The following is a 16,302-nucleotide window of genomic DNA, read 5'->3' as shown; positions in this document are numbered from 1 at the left end:
TCATAAATGATCGCTAGATAACGTTCGCCACAATGAATCGTCCAGTTCGCCATGTTTTGTCTAGTAATAGGCAGACCGTAACGTTCGAACTCTTTCTCCATACGAGCAAAGGGTGCGCCGTTGACGTATTTGCCATTCATAATGGCTGCCTCAAGAGATGGCGAGACAAGGCTATTCCGCAAGAGATAGCCGGGATGATCCGCTTTGACCATCTTGTCCGTTTTCTTACTGGCATACACGGCCACATGATGCTCTTCTACCTCGACCTTTGCTGGAGTGAACTTATAGCGGCTATAGACTTCATCTGGAAGTTGTTTCCAGGAGTCTTCACCGAAGGCTTCTCTCAATTCTTCTTCCGTCATCTTGTGTTCAACTAAAACCTTGGGAAGATTTTTGAGATCTTCCGCTCGCTTACCAACACGTTTCTTTGATCTGGTTTTGGTAGCCGATTGTTCCTTAGCTTCTTCATCAGCGAGAACCTCCGCTTCATTGAAGAAAAGGACAATCTCACCATTGATTTCAGTGAATGATAGCTGATTCGAATCCGTCAACTTTTCGGACGAGGAGCCAAACTTTTTATTATTTAATACCGCCACCTGTTCAATCAAAATCTGTAGCTTATTGTCGATTTCTTTCAGTTGGTCTTGTTGGACGAGAAAGAGTTGAACAAGGGTTGCTTTATCGAAGTTATTTAGTTGTTCTTCTGTATAATTCATCGCCATAACAGACCGCCTTTCCTACTAATTATTATAGCAAGAATGAACAAGTTTGGCGAATTTAAAGCTAGCGAGAATTCGGCATAATGCCTATAAATACAAGGGTTTGTAGACTTGTTCACGGCTCTTAAAATAGAAACTAGAACTTTTATTAAATAAGATGTTTGAACGGGTATAGGCTGAATAACGCTTGCGATAGTCCGCCATTTATAGCTGTTTTTAGCATTTTTATAGGCAGAGAAAACCCACTGTATTTTCTCTGTTTTATACAAAGAATTTTACAAGATATACTCTGGCGGATCCACCCTTTGAATCATTTTCTTCGGTGTGATCGTAAGTCCGGCCATGAGCCATTCGAATTGTTGTTGAGAGAGTTGTTTTACTTCATCGGCATTACGAGGCCAGACAAACCTGCTACCAGCAAGTCGCTTAACCAAGAGTAGCCAACCATCACCTTCCCAGACAAGACCCTTAATTCTATCTGCTCTGCGGCCGCAGAAGAGATAAAGGACATCCGGTCTGAATAGTTCGTTGCCGCTTTTAGATTTGACTAGTGCAGCTAAATTTTCCATACCGTATCGAAGATCCGTTCTGCCGCAAACAATATAAATTTCTTTAAAGCAGGTAGCATTATTAAGCATTGGCAATCACCCTAAGAACTCTATCTAAAAGCTCCATAGAGGTAGAACCATTCACTTTCAGCGAAAAAGCGCCTACGGAAAGTTCAAGATTCTGACTTTCTACTGGTTCTGAATTATCATGTACTGTTGTGATTGCAGTTTTAGCAATCGGTACTTGCACAATAGATGTTTGCTCTTCGGCATCGATACCATTTGCCAGATAAGCTTGTCGTACTTTCTTTAGTCGATAGTAATAATTTGCCTTTGTAATTCCGTTAGCGTCGCACCAATCCTCAACGGTCACCTTATAAGGGCGATTGTTACAATCTTTAATCTGCTCGGCCCATTCCTGCAAACGGTATTGGCGAGCAATCATTGCTTCTGATTTTAACATAGACTGTTCTCCTTGTAGTCGGTCTAAAAAGTTAAGTTTCAACTATTTAGACTTAGTATTAAAAGTTCAGTCTATTGTCTCAAATATATACAAAACTGGCTAGGTACCGACTATGGAGCATTTACATTTAATCCGACTGTAAGGGCTGAAGAAGACGTTGCAATCGCGGACGAGAAGACGTGGATTACGTTAGAAGTAGAGGGCTCAAGCACAGGTGCTGTCATTGTTTATAGTGAGGAAAATGGAAACAACCAAGATTATGCGGGGCGAATTAGCTATGATAAAGAGACAGGGGTATTATCTATCTCGAATTATCAGGACGGAGGAATTTTAGGACTTCGTATGGGAAAGTCGGATAGACCGATGCGGGTTGAATTTTCAGGAGAGAACTCGTTCATGACGATTAATTGTATTGGCAACTGGCGCGATGTGGAAGATTATGCTTCTTACATTTTTAGTGGGGAAGGAAGCGTTAATTGTCACAATATTCAAATTGCCTACAAGACTTTTTTTGAAATTGAATCAGGAGTTTATAATATAGAAACAGATTCTTCTATACCCTCTCCGGCCTATATAGGAATAAGCACAGCGGCAGACACGAAATATTATCAGCGCGTCTGTATTCGAGGAGGTGAGGTAAATATAAAAAATACAGCGCCGATTGTTCCAGAATATGAAGCTGAGCACATCTATGTGGGAATAAATATTTGGAATGGAGATATTATCATTGATAATGCAACTATTAATATAGATCTTGGAAAGAACTCTAGGGCTTATGGAATTGTTGCCGGCGTTACGTGGGATTGGGGATTTGAGGAAACGAGTTGTGGCGGTGTGAGCATATATAATTCTGATCTGAATATTTCTATTCAGGGGGAAAATGCAGAGTATGCTCTTGTCTGCAAAGAACCCCAAGTAGCGGAGAACTTATTTTGCTATGTGGGAAATATAGAAGCGAATAAGAGGATCGTTGCAGATAAGCTTTTCGAAACGTATCCAAATACAAGTGCATGGAAAGGATGCTCCTATTCAAAGCTTGACATTAGAAAACTACCAAAAGATGGAGATATAGCTTTTGTTGATGTACGACCTGATGATTGGTATTATGGAGCAGTAAAAAATGTATATCAAAGAAGGGTTATGACAGGTCTTGATAATAATTATTTTGGTCCAACTGAAGACCTTGTTAGAGCCCAATTTGCGGCCCTTCTTTATAAGTTAGAAGGCAGTCCCAGCGTGGAGTATGATAACCGCTTTAGCGATGTAGCTGATGGGCAGTGGTATACAAAGCCGATTTTATGGGCGGCTCAGAATGGTATCGTTAATGGTTATCAAGATGGTAGGTTTGGCGTTGGTGATAGTATAAATAGAGAACAGATTGCGACAATGCTGTATAGCTATTCTAAGTTTAAAGGGTATGATTTAAGTCAAAGCGGAGACTTATCAGTATTCCCTGATAATAGTAAGGTTTCTGTATATGCGAAAAAGTCACTTCAATGGGCGGTGGGTGTTGGCTTTATTTCAGGAACGAATGGTAAGTTAGACCCGCAAGGTAGCGCTGTAAGGGCTCAATGTGCAGCTATTATGATGCGGTATTTAAATGCATATGAGTAAAAGAGGTGAAGAAGAAGTTTGTAGGATTATTACGAAGGTTCTTTTGTGTAATCTCACAAAACGGGGGGGGATCCCCAAAATGGCTAAAAGAAGCAAATAGTAAAAAAGTTATATTGATATCAAAATATCATATGGTAAAGTTTATCAAAATAATTATTAGAAAAGTAGGAGGACAATGGGTTGAAAGTGCATAAGAAAGTTTTTTCTGGAATGTCAGCAATTATTCTGATAACGATTCTACTAACTACATCTTTTTTATCGGTGTTAGCGGAGGAGACGCCTGAAGAGGGCGTAGAAGTTAACATAATCGATGAAACTGAATTAGAAGAAAATTTAGCATCAGGTGACACGTTGGCAAATGATGTGGACAGCGAATTAAGTAATGGTGGTGATGAAATAAGTACTGAGGAAGAGTTAGGTGATGCTGAAAATGAGTTAGATATTGTTGCGGATGAGAATACGCAAGAGCAAGAAGGGAATGCAGATGAAGCACAAATGGAGCAAGCGGAAAGGACACAAACTAAAATCGCGAATATGGTTTCGGAAATTAGATACATATACTTCGGCTCATGGCCACAAAAAATAGTTTCAGATGATGAGATTGAGAGAAGACTAGATTCAGCGGAGTTTGACGAAAATGGATTGACTATTCTAGATGGTGTTAAATATTGGGATAGTGGGAGGAGCTACTATAAATGTACGCCAATAAAGTGGAGAGTTTTACAAGAGAAGGAAGGCGCGTTCACTCTTTTGGCGGATAAAATTTTAGATACATGTGCGTATCATAAAGATGGACTTGTTGGAAAAAATACAAAATGGGAAAATTCAGATGTAAGAGCCCATTTGAACGGCCCATTTTATAACAAAGCATTTTCTGAAGATGAAAAAAATGATATTAAAATTTCGTATGTGTCTAATGCTCGTGTGTCAGACCATGGACTCAATGGAGGAGCCGACACAGAAGATAAGGTGTATTTATTGTCATGGGATGAACTAAAGAGCGTTGAATTGGGCTTCCCTGTAACCGAGGAAATCACGATAGATAGAGAGGCTAAATATTTACCATATTTAGGTTCAGGGTTTACGACTTCTTGGGTAGGAGACACTTCGCAAATTAATAGCGAGAAGGGCACAGCTTATTATTGGACCAGATCTCCGGAGGTATTAAGCTATGGTTACCTAGAACCAGGGTTTGTTTCAGCAAATGGGTCACTTTCACATGGCGGGAGTTTGATGAACGGAAGAGTATATTGTACTTGGAAGTTAGGATTAAGACCTGTGATTCAGTTGCCTATTGAGTCCGAATTATGGTCCGATACGGATCCAGAATTGAAGAAGGGTAAAATTCCGATTGTGGTTGTTCCGGGCGTTATGGGAAGTAACCTTTTTACTAAGAACGGTGATAAACTGTGGGACCCTAAGGGACTACAGCTTTTTTCGGCGGGAAAGCTTGATTTAAAGACCAATCCTATTCTCTATACTAGAGGTAATGCCAAAGATATGCTACTGACACCAGATGCAGATAGAGAATATGGTGCCCTAAATACTTACAAAGGTTTGATTGACGCACTTTGTAAAGAATTTCCGGATAGGAAAATTTATATATCTTCCTATGATTTTAGACAAAGTAATGAGGTTTCTGCAAACAACCTGGCTAGAGATATATCGCTTATACTAGAACAAAATAACGCTGATAAGGTTGATGTTGTGGCACATAGTATGGGAGGGCTAGTCACTTCTTCGTACGCTAAACAATACGGTTATGAAAAAGTAAGGAAAATTATTACTTGTGGAACTCCTTATGAAGGTTCACCTCTATTGTTAGACAGAGCATTAGGTGAACGTTTGACTGATTCGGAGGATATCGTGTACATGGGCGCTGAAAAAGGTATGTATTTTCTTGGTTTAAACACGGAAGTCAAAACAAAATTTCCTGCTTTAGCAGAACTAATTCCGACACGGCAATATTATGAAAAATATCCATGGTTCCAAGAAAAAAAAGACTTTAAAAAGACTACATATACAGAAATGAGCTATGAAGACTTCGATGCCACGTGCACAAAGATTTTTCTATCAAACATGGATGCAGCTGTTAAGTTCCATGAAGGATTAAAATCAAAAAATTATAATCATTTAGTTGATTATCCGGACTCATATTTTATAGTAGGATATGGTCAAGATACAATGACATATGCATCACTTGATGAAGCAGGAAAAGAGGTGGTGCAGCCAAGGCAAGAATCCAATACACTAGGCACTATTCCGGGTGATGGGACGGTCCCATTATATTCGGCAACAATGTGTGGGAAATTAAGAACTTTAAATTTTGAAAGTGACGTAAAAAGAGTTCATTTTATAAAAACTAATCATGGAGGAACTTGTGGTGGTGAAGGTCAGAAAAAGGGAGAAATTGAGGCGTTAAATACAATTTTCTCTATTTTAAAAGATGAAGAAGCTCAATCTGAGATTATTGAAGAGGTTTTAGATGAAAGAACAAATATATATATCGAATGTCCTGTAGAAGTAAGTGTATCTAAGGGGCAAGAAATTCTAGATTCAAGCCTGGACAATTTTTCGCAAGAGGCTTCTTTTGGGAGTTTGTTGATTTATGGCAGAGATGCAGATAAGAAGCTTTTATCGCTTAAAGATGAAGCATTCGATATTCAATTAGACGGGGCTGGTTACGGAACAATGGACTTAACGCTTGAGTGGTGGGATGCAAACAATAATCTTGTAGATACAAGAAAGTTTTTAGACGTACCAATAACAGAAAACACTAAGATGAATATTAATACGGAGAACTCACAAACGGTTGTTTTATATATTGATGACAATGGGGATGGCACAATAGACAAGGAATTGTCTCCGCTTTTATTTACGGATGTTTCTACTGAAGACTGGTTTTATTCTTCAGTAAAGTTTGTTAGCCAAAGAGGCATTATGACTGGTCTGAATCCAACATTTTTCGGAGCAACCGAGAACTTAGCTAGAGCCCAGTTTGCAGCCCTTCTTTATAAGTTAGAAGGCAGTCCCAGCGTGGAGTATGATAACCGCTTTAGCGATGTAGCTGATGGGCAGTGGTATACAAAGCCGATTTTATGGGCAGCTCAGAATGGTATCGTTAATGGTTATAAAGATGGTAGGTTTGGTGTTGGTGATAGTATAAATAGAGAACAGATTGCGACGATGCTGTATAGCTATTCTAAGTTTAAAGGGTATGATTTGAGTCAAAGCGGAGACTTATCAGTATTCCCTGATAATAGTAACGTTTCTGCATATGCAAAAAAGTCACTTCAATGGGCGGTGGGTGTTGGCTTTATTTCAGGAACGAATGGTAAGTTAGACCCGCAAGGTAGCGCTGTAAGGGCTCAATGTGCAGCGATAATGATGCGGTATTTAAATGTGTATGAATATTAATTAATTGATGAAGGAGACAGACGATAGTGTTTAAGAAAATAGTAGCGAGTTTAGTATGTTTGAGCATGTTGACTTTATGTGTGTATACAAGTTCTAAAGCACAAGATAATGCGAATTATTTAGATACGCAAACTGAAGTGAAGGAGTTAAAAACTGTAAATGAGGATGTGAGAGAGATTGTCGATAAGGCGCAGAATATAGTGGATATATCTGGGCAAGGTGATGTTGACTTGAGTGTTGAAGCTCTTGCAGAGTATTTCGTCAGTGAAGAAAGTTTTCAACAAAATGCTATTTTGGATGCGACGAGTCAATCGAGTTCAGCGGATTTTTTTCACAAGCTAAATCCAAAAGCATTCGGGGTTTTAACTCTAACAAATGCGTATCGTAGAATTTATGGGAATGGAGCGGATGCGTTAGGTACAAGTGAAGCACTTACCCGTGCGGCAGCTAAGAGAGCTGGTGAACTTAATGTTAAATTTGATCACGATAGACCAGACGGCACATCATGCTTTAGCGTTTTATCAGAGTTTGATATTAGTGCGAATTCGGCAGGTGAGAACATTGCTTGGGGGGCAAGCAATTCTACTGATGCGCTGGGGTTATGGATGAATAGTGAGGGACATAGGAATAATATCTTACAATCAGGTTTTTCGGCTTTGGGGGCGGGTGAAAATAATTATAGGTGGGTGCAGTTTTTTATCGGAACGGCAGCACCTAGTAGCATTTCTGTTAGTAATGATTACATATATGTTGTTAACAGAGGAAAAGGAGAAGTTATTGACCACTTAGGAATTGCATTAGAAACACAGGTGGGCAATGATACCTATTATGTTCCCGTAACAGAGTCTATGTGCAGCGGCTTTAATTATAACACAAAAGGATATCAGACGGTCACGGTCAATTATAAGGGGAAAGCGACTACGTTTACTCTCTTGGTCCATCCATTTGTCGATGTGGCAGAGAATGCTTGGTTTTTTGGATCTGTAATGAAAGTAAATGTGGCAGGAATTATGAATGGAATGAATGCAAATTCATTTGGCCCAAATGTTGGTTTGGCTAGAGCGCAATTAGCAGTGATGTTACATCGTTTAGAAGGTCAGCCGGCAGTGACATATACGAATCGTTTTAGTGATGTTGCAAAGGGACAGTGGTATACGAATGCGGTTTTGTGGGCGGCTCAAAATGGGGTTGTAAATGGGTATGAGGACGGACGTTTTGGTGTAGGTGATAATATTAATAGAGAGCAAATCGCAGCGATGCTTTATAATTATTCAAAATATAAAGGATACGATGTGAATTATACAGCGGATTTGCACCAGTTCCCTGATTGTGAAAGTGTCTCGGAATATGCAGTTAAAACAATGCAATGGGCTGTAGGAATGGGCATAATAAAAGGGGTGAATGGATATATACAACCGTCATCTCTAGCGGTTAGAGCACAAGCAGCAGCTATTATGGTTACGTATTTAGGGTTGTAGTTGTAGATGGGCAGTAAAAAAGAAAAGCGTCTTGGAGACTAATCCAAGCGCTTTTCGTATTCTGTCGTTAGTCGATATAATCTTGCACAATCTCATTAACAAGTTTGCCATCAGCTTTTCCCTTGACTTTTGGCATCAGGTTTTTCATGATGTTGCCCTTGTCTTTTCCAGTCGGGGCATCGATGCCAAGGTCAGTAAGGACTTCTTGCACAATGCTACGAATTTCGGCTTCAGTCATCATTTTAGGAGCATATCTTTCTAGGACAGCAATACGCTTTTTGCACTCGTCGATAATATCGGTGCGGTCAGCAGGAGTGGTATCGATGGTTTCTTTGGTTTGCTTTAGTTCTTTAAGAATCACTTGAGTCTCTTCTTCAGGAGTCAAGTCCTCTCTTTTATCAATGGCTTTGTTTTTTAATGCTGCGAGAAGCATTGAGAAGCTTTCTTTGGTATCTTTGTCGCCGGCTTTCATGGCGGCAATCATATCGCTTCTTACTTCATCTATTTTACTCATGAGAATCCTCCGTTTTTGATTTTTTTGACCATTTAATAATAGTATAAATTCTCTTTAAAAACAAGTATACGTATGTTATAATGTTTTAAGCATTAAGCCTAGGAGGTGTAAGGAAAAATGAAACATATCAAGACAGTTAATGCAGAGACTTTGAACAAGACAGTTAAGAAAGGCGGTTGCGGTGAGTGCCAGACTTCTTGCCAATCAGCTTGTAAGACTTCTTGTACTGTAGGTAATCAAGTTTGCGAACAAAAGAAATAAATAATTTCAAATTTGGGCAGCGACTCCCGAGTCGCTGTCTCTTTACGTGTCATCTTTTAGATGGCAAATAGGAGAAAAGATGGTTCATCAATATAAGAATAACGGTTTGAACATTGTATTAGATGTTAATAGCGGTGCTGTACATGAGTTTGATGAGAAAAGTTATGATGTACTAGCGTATGTAAAGACAAAGAATGAAGAGAATCACGATTTCACGGTAAGTGAATTAGAGGGTTTATATAAAGATAGCTTCTTTGAAGATTCGGAAAACAAAGAAATTTTAGATGAATTAGTGGAGCTGACAAAGACAGGGTTACTTTTTGCTCCTGATGTTCACAAAGGGCTCCTAGAGCAGGTGAAAGAACGAAAGACGATTGTTAAAGCACTATGCTTACATATCGCTCACGATTGCAATCTGGCATGTAAATATTGCTTTGCTGAAGAGGGTGAGTACCACGGTCGCCGAGCACTTATGAGCTTTGAGGTGGGAAAGAAGGCATTAGACTTTTTGGTAGCGAATTCGGGGACGAGAAGAAATTTAGAGGTAGACTTTTTTGGCGGAGAGCCGCTGATGAACTGGGATGTGGTTAAGCAGTTAGTTGCCTATGGACGCAGTTTGGAAGAACCGCATGATAAGCACTTTCGGTTCACTTTAACGACTAACGGGGTGCTTTTAAATGATGAAATAATGGAGTTTGTCAATCAGGAGATGGACAACGTTGTTTTATCTTTAGATGGTAGAAAAGAAGTGAACGATCAGATGCGTCCCTTTAGAAACGGTTCGGGAAGCTATGAATTGATTGTTCCTAAGTTTAAAAAGCTAGCGGATTCTAGAAATCAGGAGAAGTATTACATCAGAGGGACATTTACGCGAAATAATCTTGACTTTGGTGAAGACATCCTTCACTTTGCAGATCTAGGATTTAAGCAGATGTCGATGGAGCCGGTTGTGGGAGATGAAAGCGATCCTTATGCAATCAGAGAAGAGGACTTACCGGTTATTATGGAAGAGTATGACCGTCTCGCCAGATTAATGCTTGACCGAGAACGTGTGGGAGAGGACTTTAATTTCTTCCATTTTATGATAGATTTAGAAGGTGGTCCGTGTCTTTCAAAGCGACTATCAGGTTGCGGTTCCGGGACGGAATATTTGGCAGTAACGCCTTGGGGTGATTTTTATCCTTGTCATCAGTTCGTTGGTCAAGAAGAATTCTTAATGGGAAATGTAGATGCTGGAATTACGAGAACAGATATTGCTGACGAGTTTAGAGGGTGCAACGTTTATACAAAGACAGATTGTCAAAGTTGCTTTGCAAAATATTACTGTAGCGGTGGTTGTATGGCAAATGCATACAATTTCCAAAATGATTTAAACGGAACGTATAAAATTGGCTGTGAAATGCAGAGAAAACGTGTGGAATGCGCAATTATGATGAAGGTTGCGAAAAAAATATAAAAGGAAGGTAACAAAAGTGAACAAGAAAAGGGGAACCATAACATTAATATCAGCAGTAATCCTTCTCGGAGTGCTAGTTTTTACAACTGTACTTGGATGGGGAGCAACAGGCTCTGGCGCCATGAAGAATATCAAGCTAGGACTTGATCTAGCAGGTGGCGTGAGTGTTACCTACGAAGCGAATGAAAAAAAGCCATCTGCAGCGGACATGGCAGATACGATTTATAAGCTACAAAAGAGAGTTGAGAATTATAGTACGGAAGCCAGTGTATACCAAGAGGGTGATAACCGTATTAATATTGAAATTCCTGGTGTGACGGATGCTAACGCAATCTTAGAGGAACTAGGAAAGCCGGGAGCCCTTACCTTTGCCCTAGATGACGGGACAGAAGTTCTCACAGGTGCAGACATTGCGAATGCGCAGGCTAGCGCCGGTCAGGATGATTTAAACAATACCGAGTACTCTGTCCAGTTGGATTTGACAGATGAGGGTGCAGTTAAGTTTGAAGAAGCTACCACAGCAAATGTGGGAAAAGCAATTAACATTATTTACGATGGTGATGTTATTAGTTCGCCAGTGGTTAATCAGGCAATTACCGGTGGGCAAGCCTATATAACAGGTAACTTTACCCATGATGAAGCAGAAAACCTCGCTTCCACCATTCGTATCGGTGGGCTTAAGTTAGAATTGACAGAGTTGCGCTCAAACGTAGTAGGTGCTCAGCTAGGAGAAGATGCTATCAGAACCAGTATTATGGCCGGTATTATTGGCTTGATACTTGTAATCCTATTTATGATCTTTGTATATAAATTACCAGGTGCGGCTTCAGGAATCGCTCTGATGATTTATATATGCTTAGTGCTTGTTATTATTAATGCCTTTGATGTTACCCTTACCCTTCCAGGTATCGCCGGAATTATTTTAGGTATTGGTATGGCGGTAGATGCCAATGTTATCATCTTTGCAAGAGTAAAAGAAGAGATGTGTAAGGGCATGAGTGTTAGAGTAGCCTTAAAGGATGGCTTTAGCAAGGCGCTTTCTGCTATCGTGGATGGAAATGTGACGACTTTAATTGCAGCGGCAGTACTTTGGATGCTTGGTTCAGGTACAGTCAAAGGTTTTGCTCAGACTTTAGTTGTAAGTATTATCGTATCCATGTTTACTGCGCTGGTAGTGACTCGTTTAATCGTAAATGCTTTTTATGCAGTGGGAATTCAGAAACAATCCTTGTATTATCGTCCACTTAGAGAGAAGAAGCTTATCGACTTTGTGGGAAAGCGACCGGTATTCTTCCTAATCTCACTTATTGTAATGGTAGCCGGCTTTGCCTATATGGGCTTTAATGCTGGCTCAGGAAAAGGGGCTTTTGCCTATAGCTTAGAGTTTGAAGGTGGTACCGCGACAAAAGTTACTTTTGATAAAGAGTATTCGATTGATGAAATAGATAAAGAAGTTGTTCCAGTGGTTGAAGAAGTAACTGGCGATAATAATGTTCAGATTCAACGAGTAGCTGATAGTAATGAAGTGGTGATTAAGACGGTTACTTTAGATGTGGAAAAGAGAGAGGCGCTGAATACTGCGCTGGTAGATGAATTAAATGCAGAGGCAGAGTCAATTATGGCTGAGAATATCAGTTCAACGGTTAGTAACGAAATGAAACGTGATGCCGTGAATGCATTAGCGATTGCTTCTATTTGTATGCTTCTCTACATCTGGTTCCGATTCAAAGATATTCGCTTTGCTACGAGTGCGATTATTGCACTTCTACACGATGTTGCAATTGTAGTGTTATTTTATGCGATTTCTAGAATTACGGTTGGAAATACGTTTATCGCTGTTATCTTAACAATTGTAGGATATTCGATAAATGCAACAATTGTTATCTTTGATAGAATTCGCGAAGAACTTCGCTTGAAGGCTAAGAGAACAGACTATAAAGAGCTTGTAAATAAGAGTATTAATCAAACACTTACACGGAGTATCTATACAAACTTAACGACAATTATCATGGTTATTGTTCTTTATATTCTCGGTGTTAGTTCCATCAAAGAATTTGCCTTACCTTTAATTGCAGGTATTGCATGGGGAACGTATTCATCTGTATGCATTACTGGTTTACTGTGGTTTACAATGAAAAAGGGATGGAAGAAAAAATAAACTAAGAAAGAGCCGAAAGGCTCTTTTTTGGCAAAGAGGTCCTCACGGCAGTAAAGTTTCTAAGGCTCTGTTTGATATAAGTGTCAAAAAATGGTATAATACATTATTATTTTCTTATATATTTACTGGTATACAGATTGGAGAAACGATGAAAAGAATTGAAGATTACGTAATTAGTATTCCTGATTTTCCAGAACCAGGAGTTATCTTTCGGGATGTAACCGGAATACTAGAAGATGCAGATGGTTTACAACTAGCGGTTGATTTAATGCAAGAGCGAATTAAAGATGTAGATTTTGATATAATTGTGGGACCGGAATCAAGAGGGTTTATTTTTGGTGTACCTTTAGCTTATAATCTGCACAAGCCATTTATCCCCGTTAGAAAGGCAGGCAAGCTGCCACGGGAAACGGCAGCGGTGGAATACGCGTTAGAATACGGTACCGGAACCTTAGAGATTCATAAGGAGTCGATTAAGCCAGGACAGCGAGTGGTTATCATTGATGACTTAATTGCAACTGGGGGTACGAACAAAGGCATTATTAAGTTGGTAGAAGAACTTGGTGGTGTAGTGGTAAAGGCGGTCTTCTTAATGGAGCTAAAAGGCCTTAAGGGACGAGAAAAGCTCAAGGGATACGACGTAGAGTCAGTTATCCAGTATGAAGGTAACTAAAGGTTAAGACAAAGGGAAGGGAGGGATGTGCGTGACGATTAAATACGAATCTTCAGACGGAAAGGTGGCACCGGAATTTCTGGAAAAGGATGCTGCTGTAGGGCTAGAGATTGTGGATGGACATGCGGTAAAAGCACCTGGTGATTACGAAGAGCCAGATGTATTATTTGACATGTTGATTCGTCGCATCAAGAAATACCATCCCTCAGCTGATGTCTCCTTAATTGAAAAGGCGTATGGTATCGCCAAACAAGCTCATGGTGACCAGCGCCGTAAATCAGGGGAACCGTATATTATTCACCCACTGTGGGTAGCAATTATTCTCGCGGATTTGGAGATGGATAAAGAGACGATTGTGGCTGGTCTCTTACACGATGTGGTTGAAGACACCGTTATGAGTGAAGAAGAGGTGAAAGAAGAGTTTGGTGAAGAAGTGGAAATCCTAGTTGACGGGGTTACCAAACTTGGTCGACTCTCTTATAAGGCCGATAAATTAGACGAGCAGGCAGAGAACTTAAGGAAGATGTTCTTAGCCATGGCAAAGGATATCCGGGTTATTATTATAAAGCTTGCAGATAGACTGCATAATATGCGGACGCTAGAGTTTATGACACCTGCGAAGCAAAAAGAAAAAGCTTTAGAGACTTTAGATATTTATGCGCCGATCGCTCAGCGCCTTGGTATTTCGAAGATCAAGACGGAGCTAGATGATTTATCGCTTAAGTATTCAAAGGCGGATGTTTTTTATTCCTTAGTAAGACAATTAAATGACCGGAAGCTTGAGCGGGAAGAGTTTGTTGGACAGATAGTGGATGCGGTTGCTAAGACTATGAAGGAGTCGGGCATTGTGGCTGAAGTAAACGGCCGCGTAAAGCATATCTTTAGTATCTATAAGAAGATGATTAATCAGGATAAGTCTTTAGATCAAATTTATGATTTGTTTGCGGTCCGTATTATCGTTGACTCGGTAAAAGACTGCTATGCGGCGTTAGGGGTTATTCACGAGAAATATACACCGGTGCCGGGACGCTTTAAGGATTATATCGCGATGCCTAAGCCCAATATGTATCAGTCTCTTCATACGACGCTAATGAGTGGTAGTGGACAACCTTTTGAAATCCAGATTCGGACCAAGGAAATGCACAAGACTGCTGAGTATGGTATCGCGGCTCACTGGAAGTATAAAGAATCTGGTGATAATCAAGTTAATAAGGCGACCACAGCGGAAGAGAAGCTGACCTGGCTTCGCCAAATCCTTGAATGGCAGCAAGACATGTCTGATAATCAAGAATTCTTAAATCTTCTAAAGGGGGATTTGGATTTATTTGCAGAGGATGTGTACTGCTTTACGCCCCAAGGAGATGTGATTAACTTACCAAATGGCTCCAATCCGATAGACTTTGCCTACGCGATTCACAGTGCTGTGGGTAATAAGATGGTGGGAGCAAGGGTCAACGGTACGTTAGTTAATATCGATTATAAGCTGGGTAACGGGGATAGAGTTGAGGTAATCACTTCGCAAAATTCCAAGGGTCCAAGTAGAGATTGGCTGAATATTGTTAAAAGTACCCAAGCGAAAAATAAAATCAACCAATGGTTTAAGCAACAGAATAAAGAAAGCAATATTATAAAAGGCAAAGAATTACTGGCTACTTATGCGAAGCAGAAGTCGCTTAACTTAAGTGATCTTACCATCTCTAAATACCAAGAGATTATTCGGCAAAAATATGGCTTCCGTGACTGGAGCGCGGTACTAGCAGCGGTTGGACATGGTGGCCTTAAAGAAGGACAGGTGATAAACCGTCTAGTTGAAGAGTACGATAAGGATCACAAGAAGGTAGTTACGAATGAGGAAGTCTTAGAGAAGGTTGCCGACTCTAGTAAGAAAACACTGCATATTACAAAGTCGAAGAGCGGCATTGTGGTAAAAGGCATTGATGATATGGCGGTACGCTTTTCAAGATGTTGTTCACCGGTGCCGGGCGATGAAATCGTTGGTTTTGTAACGAGAGGACGGGGATTATCGATTCACCGCACCGATTGTGTCAATATGCTTCACCTTTCGAATACAGAGAGAGCACGCTTAATTGCCGCTGAGTGGGAGAGTGATGTTTTAGAAGAGGAAACCGGTTCTTATTTGGCAGAGATTAAGATGTATGCCAATGACCGGCAAGGACTGTTGATGCTAATCTCTAAAGAGTTTATAGAGGCGGAAGTCGATGTGAAGTCGATGAATGTACGCACCAGTAAGCAAGGGAAGGCGACCATTGAGATTGGGTTTATTGTAAATAGTAGAGAACAACTAGAAAAAGTTTGCAATAAGCTGCGAGGGATAGAGGGCATTATCGATATTGAAAGGACGACAGGATAGTGAAAATAGAATGTTTTGAGGTAGGAATTGCGGGAGCTAATTGTTATCTTGTAATTAATGAAGCGACCAAGGAATGTATTGCTGTTGACCCAGGCGGAACTTCGGCAGCTCTTAGAGATTACTTGAATGATCGGAATTTAAACGTAAAAGCAGTCATATTAACCCATGGTCACTTTGATCACATTATGGGGATTACCGATATGATTGGCACAGATTCGAAGGAGCCAGTATATGTATACGTCGATGACCAAGATTTTTTAAAAGATGAAAATCTAAATGCGTCTAAATCTTTCGTACAAAGCGGCTATGTGTATCCTGATGGCATAAGCGTTATTGATGGACAGGAGCTTGAACTAATAGGTTTTACTTTTCAAGTAATTCATACGCCTGGTCATACTCCGGGAAGTTGTTGTTATTACATGAAAGAGGAGAAGGTGTTGTTTTCCGGGGATACTCTTTTTAAGACATCTATTGGCAGAACCGACCTTGCCGGTGGAAGTGATGAGATCTATGCTTCCATCAAAGAGCGGCTCTTCACCTTACCAGAAGAGGTAGAGGTTTATCCTGGACATATGAGCAAGACTACCATTGGCTATGAGAAAAAGTACAATCCGTACGTAAGGTCGTAGA

At 40.2% G+C, this 16,302-nt stretch carries 13 protein-coding genes; 9 read left to right on the top strand and 4 right to left on the bottom strand.

From position 1 onward, the window contains the following. The 3 genes from NHH16_RS07835 to NHH16_RS07825 form a co-directional block, all read right to left on the bottom strand. Positions 1–722 (bottom strand): IS66 family transposase (locus NHH16_RS07835; RefSeq protein WP_262069034.1); only part of this gene is annotated, 722 nt, incomplete at its 3' end. 272 nt (positions 723–994) lie between these two features. After that, positions 995–1,357 (bottom strand): IS66 family insertion sequence element accessory protein TnpB, encoded by a 363-nt coding sequence (gene tnpB / locus NHH16_RS07830; RefSeq protein ID WP_262069033.1) that lies wholly within the window; start codon positions 1,355–1,357, stop codon positions 995–997. Then, entirely contained in the window at positions 1,350–1,730 is a 381-nt protein-coding gene (locus tag NHH16_RS07825; protein WP_262069032.1) for an IS66 family insertion sequence element accessory protein TnpB, read from the bottom strand. The genes tnpB and NHH16_RS07825 overlap by 8 nt, the downstream gene beginning before the upstream one ends. Before the next feature lie 396 nt (positions 1,731–2,126). Between NHH16_RS07825 and NHH16_RS07820 the strand changes: the two genes are divergently transcribed. The 3 genes from NHH16_RS07820 (at position 2,127) to NHH16_RS07810 (ending at position 8,239) form a co-directional block, all read left to right on the top strand. Further along, on the top strand, positions 2,127–3,344 hold the full coding sequence (locus NHH16_RS07820; protein ID WP_262069031.1) for an S-layer homology domain-containing protein: 1,218 nt from the start codon (positions 2,127–2,129) through the stop codon (positions 3,342–3,344). 186 nt (positions 3,345–3,530) lie between these two features. After that, the gene (locus tag NHH16_RS07815) at positions 3,531–6,761 is read left to right on the top strand and encodes an alpha/beta fold hydrolase (RefSeq protein ID WP_262069037.1); all 3,231 of its coding nucleotides are present in this window, start codon (positions 3,531–3,533) and stop codon (positions 6,759–6,761) included. Positions 6,762–6,787: 26 nt separating this feature from the next. Next, the gene (locus tag NHH16_RS07810; RefSeq protein WP_262069030.1) at positions 6,788–8,239 is read left to right on the top strand and encodes a CAP and S-layer homology domain-containing protein; all 1,452 of its coding nucleotides are present in this window, start codon (positions 6,788–6,790) and stop codon (positions 8,237–8,239) included. A gap of 67 nt (positions 8,240–8,306) precedes the next feature. Here NHH16_RS07810 and NHH16_RS07805 read toward each other — a convergent pair whose 3' ends face one another. Further along, positions 8,307–8,753 (bottom strand): GatB/YqeY domain-containing protein, encoded by a 447-nt coding sequence (locus tag NHH16_RS07805; RefSeq protein WP_262069029.1) that lies wholly within the window; start codon positions 8,751–8,753, stop codon positions 8,307–8,309. A 117-nt stretch (positions 8,754–8,870) separates the two neighbouring features. Here NHH16_RS07805 and scfA point away from each other — a divergent pair, with 117 nt between their 5' ends. The 6 genes from scfA to NHH16_RS07775 all read left to right on the top strand — a co-directional run bounded on the left by scfA (position 8,871) and on the right by NHH16_RS07775 (position 16,301). Further along, positions 8,871–9,014, top strand: a complete 144-nt coding sequence (gene scfA / locus NHH16_RS07800) for a six-cysteine ranthipeptide SCIFF (RefSeq protein WP_262069028.1) — start codon at positions 8,871–8,873, stop codon at positions 9,012–9,014. 79 nt (positions 9,015–9,093) lie between these two features. Then, on the top strand, positions 9,094–10,470 hold the full coding sequence (scfB, locus tag NHH16_RS07795) for a thioether cross-link-forming SCIFF peptide maturase (protein WP_262069027.1): 1,377 nt from the start codon (positions 9,094–9,096) through the stop codon (positions 10,468–10,470). Between the two features lie 16 nt (positions 10,471–10,486). Beyond that, complete coding sequence (secD, locus tag NHH16_RS07790; protein WP_262069026.1) at positions 10,487–12,628, top strand: protein translocase subunit SecD; 2,142 nt, start codon at positions 10,487–10,489, stop codon at positions 12,626–12,628. A gap of 148 nt (positions 12,629–12,776) precedes the next feature. Beyond that, the gene (locus tag NHH16_RS07785; protein ID WP_262069025.1) at positions 12,777–13,301 is read left to right on the top strand and encodes an adenine phosphoribosyltransferase; all 525 of its coding nucleotides are present in this window, start codon (positions 12,777–12,779) and stop codon (positions 13,299–13,301) included. A gap of 25 nt (positions 13,302–13,326) precedes the next feature. Further along, the gene (locus NHH16_RS07780) at positions 13,327–15,672 is read left to right on the top strand and encodes a RelA/SpoT family protein (protein WP_262069024.1); all 2,346 of its coding nucleotides are present in this window, start codon (positions 13,327–13,329) and stop codon (positions 15,670–15,672) included. Then, positions 15,672–16,301 carry an MBL fold metallo-hydrolase gene (locus NHH16_RS07775; RefSeq protein WP_262069023.1) on the top strand — a complete coding sequence of 210 codons (630 nt, stop codon included), beginning with the start codon at positions 15,672–15,674 and terminating at the stop codon, positions 16,299–16,301. The genes NHH16_RS07780 and NHH16_RS07775 overlap by 1 nt, the downstream gene beginning before the upstream one ends. Position 16,302: the final 1 nt, after the last annotated feature.

The sequence above is a fragment of the Ohessyouella blattaphilus genome, assembly GCF_024721265.1.
Lineage (GTDB): Bacteria > Bacillota > Clostridia > Lachnospirales > Lachnospiraceae > Aequitasia > Aequitasia blattaphilus_A.
Note: the sequence above shows the minus strand (reverse complement) of the source record. Positions and strands in the feature narration are given on the sequence as shown.

Bases quoted from the DNA above. Each gene is read 5' to 3' on its own strand.
- tnpB (WP_262069033.1), bottom strand. From the start codon at position 1,357: ATGCTTAATAATGCTACCTGCTTTAAAGAAATTTATATTGTTTGCGGC.
- NHH16_RS07825 (WP_262069032.1), bottom strand. From the start codon at position 1,730: ATGTTAAAATCAGAAGCAATGATTGCTCGCCAATACCGTTTGCAGGAA.
- NHH16_RS07820 (WP_262069031.1), top strand. From the start codon at position 2,127: ATGACGATTAATTGTATTGGCAACTGGCGCGATGTGGAAGATTATGCT.
- NHH16_RS07805 (WP_262069029.1), bottom strand. From the start codon at position 8,753: ATGAGTAAAATAGATGAAGTAAGAAGCGATATGATTGCCGCCATGAAA.
- scfA (WP_262069028.1), top strand. From the start codon at position 8,871: ATGAAACATATCAAGACAGTTAATGCAGAGACTTTGAACAAGACAGTT.
- scfB (WP_262069027.1), top strand. From the start codon at position 9,094: ATGGTTCATCAATATAAGAATAACGGTTTGAACATTGTATTAGATGTT.
- NHH16_RS07785 (WP_262069025.1), top strand. From the start codon at position 12,777: ATGAAAAGAATTGAAGATTACGTAATTAGTATTCCTGATTTTCCAGAA.
- NHH16_RS07780 (WP_262069024.1), top strand. From the start codon at position 13,327: ATGTGCGTGACGATTAAATACGAATCTTCAGACGGAAAGGTGGCACCG.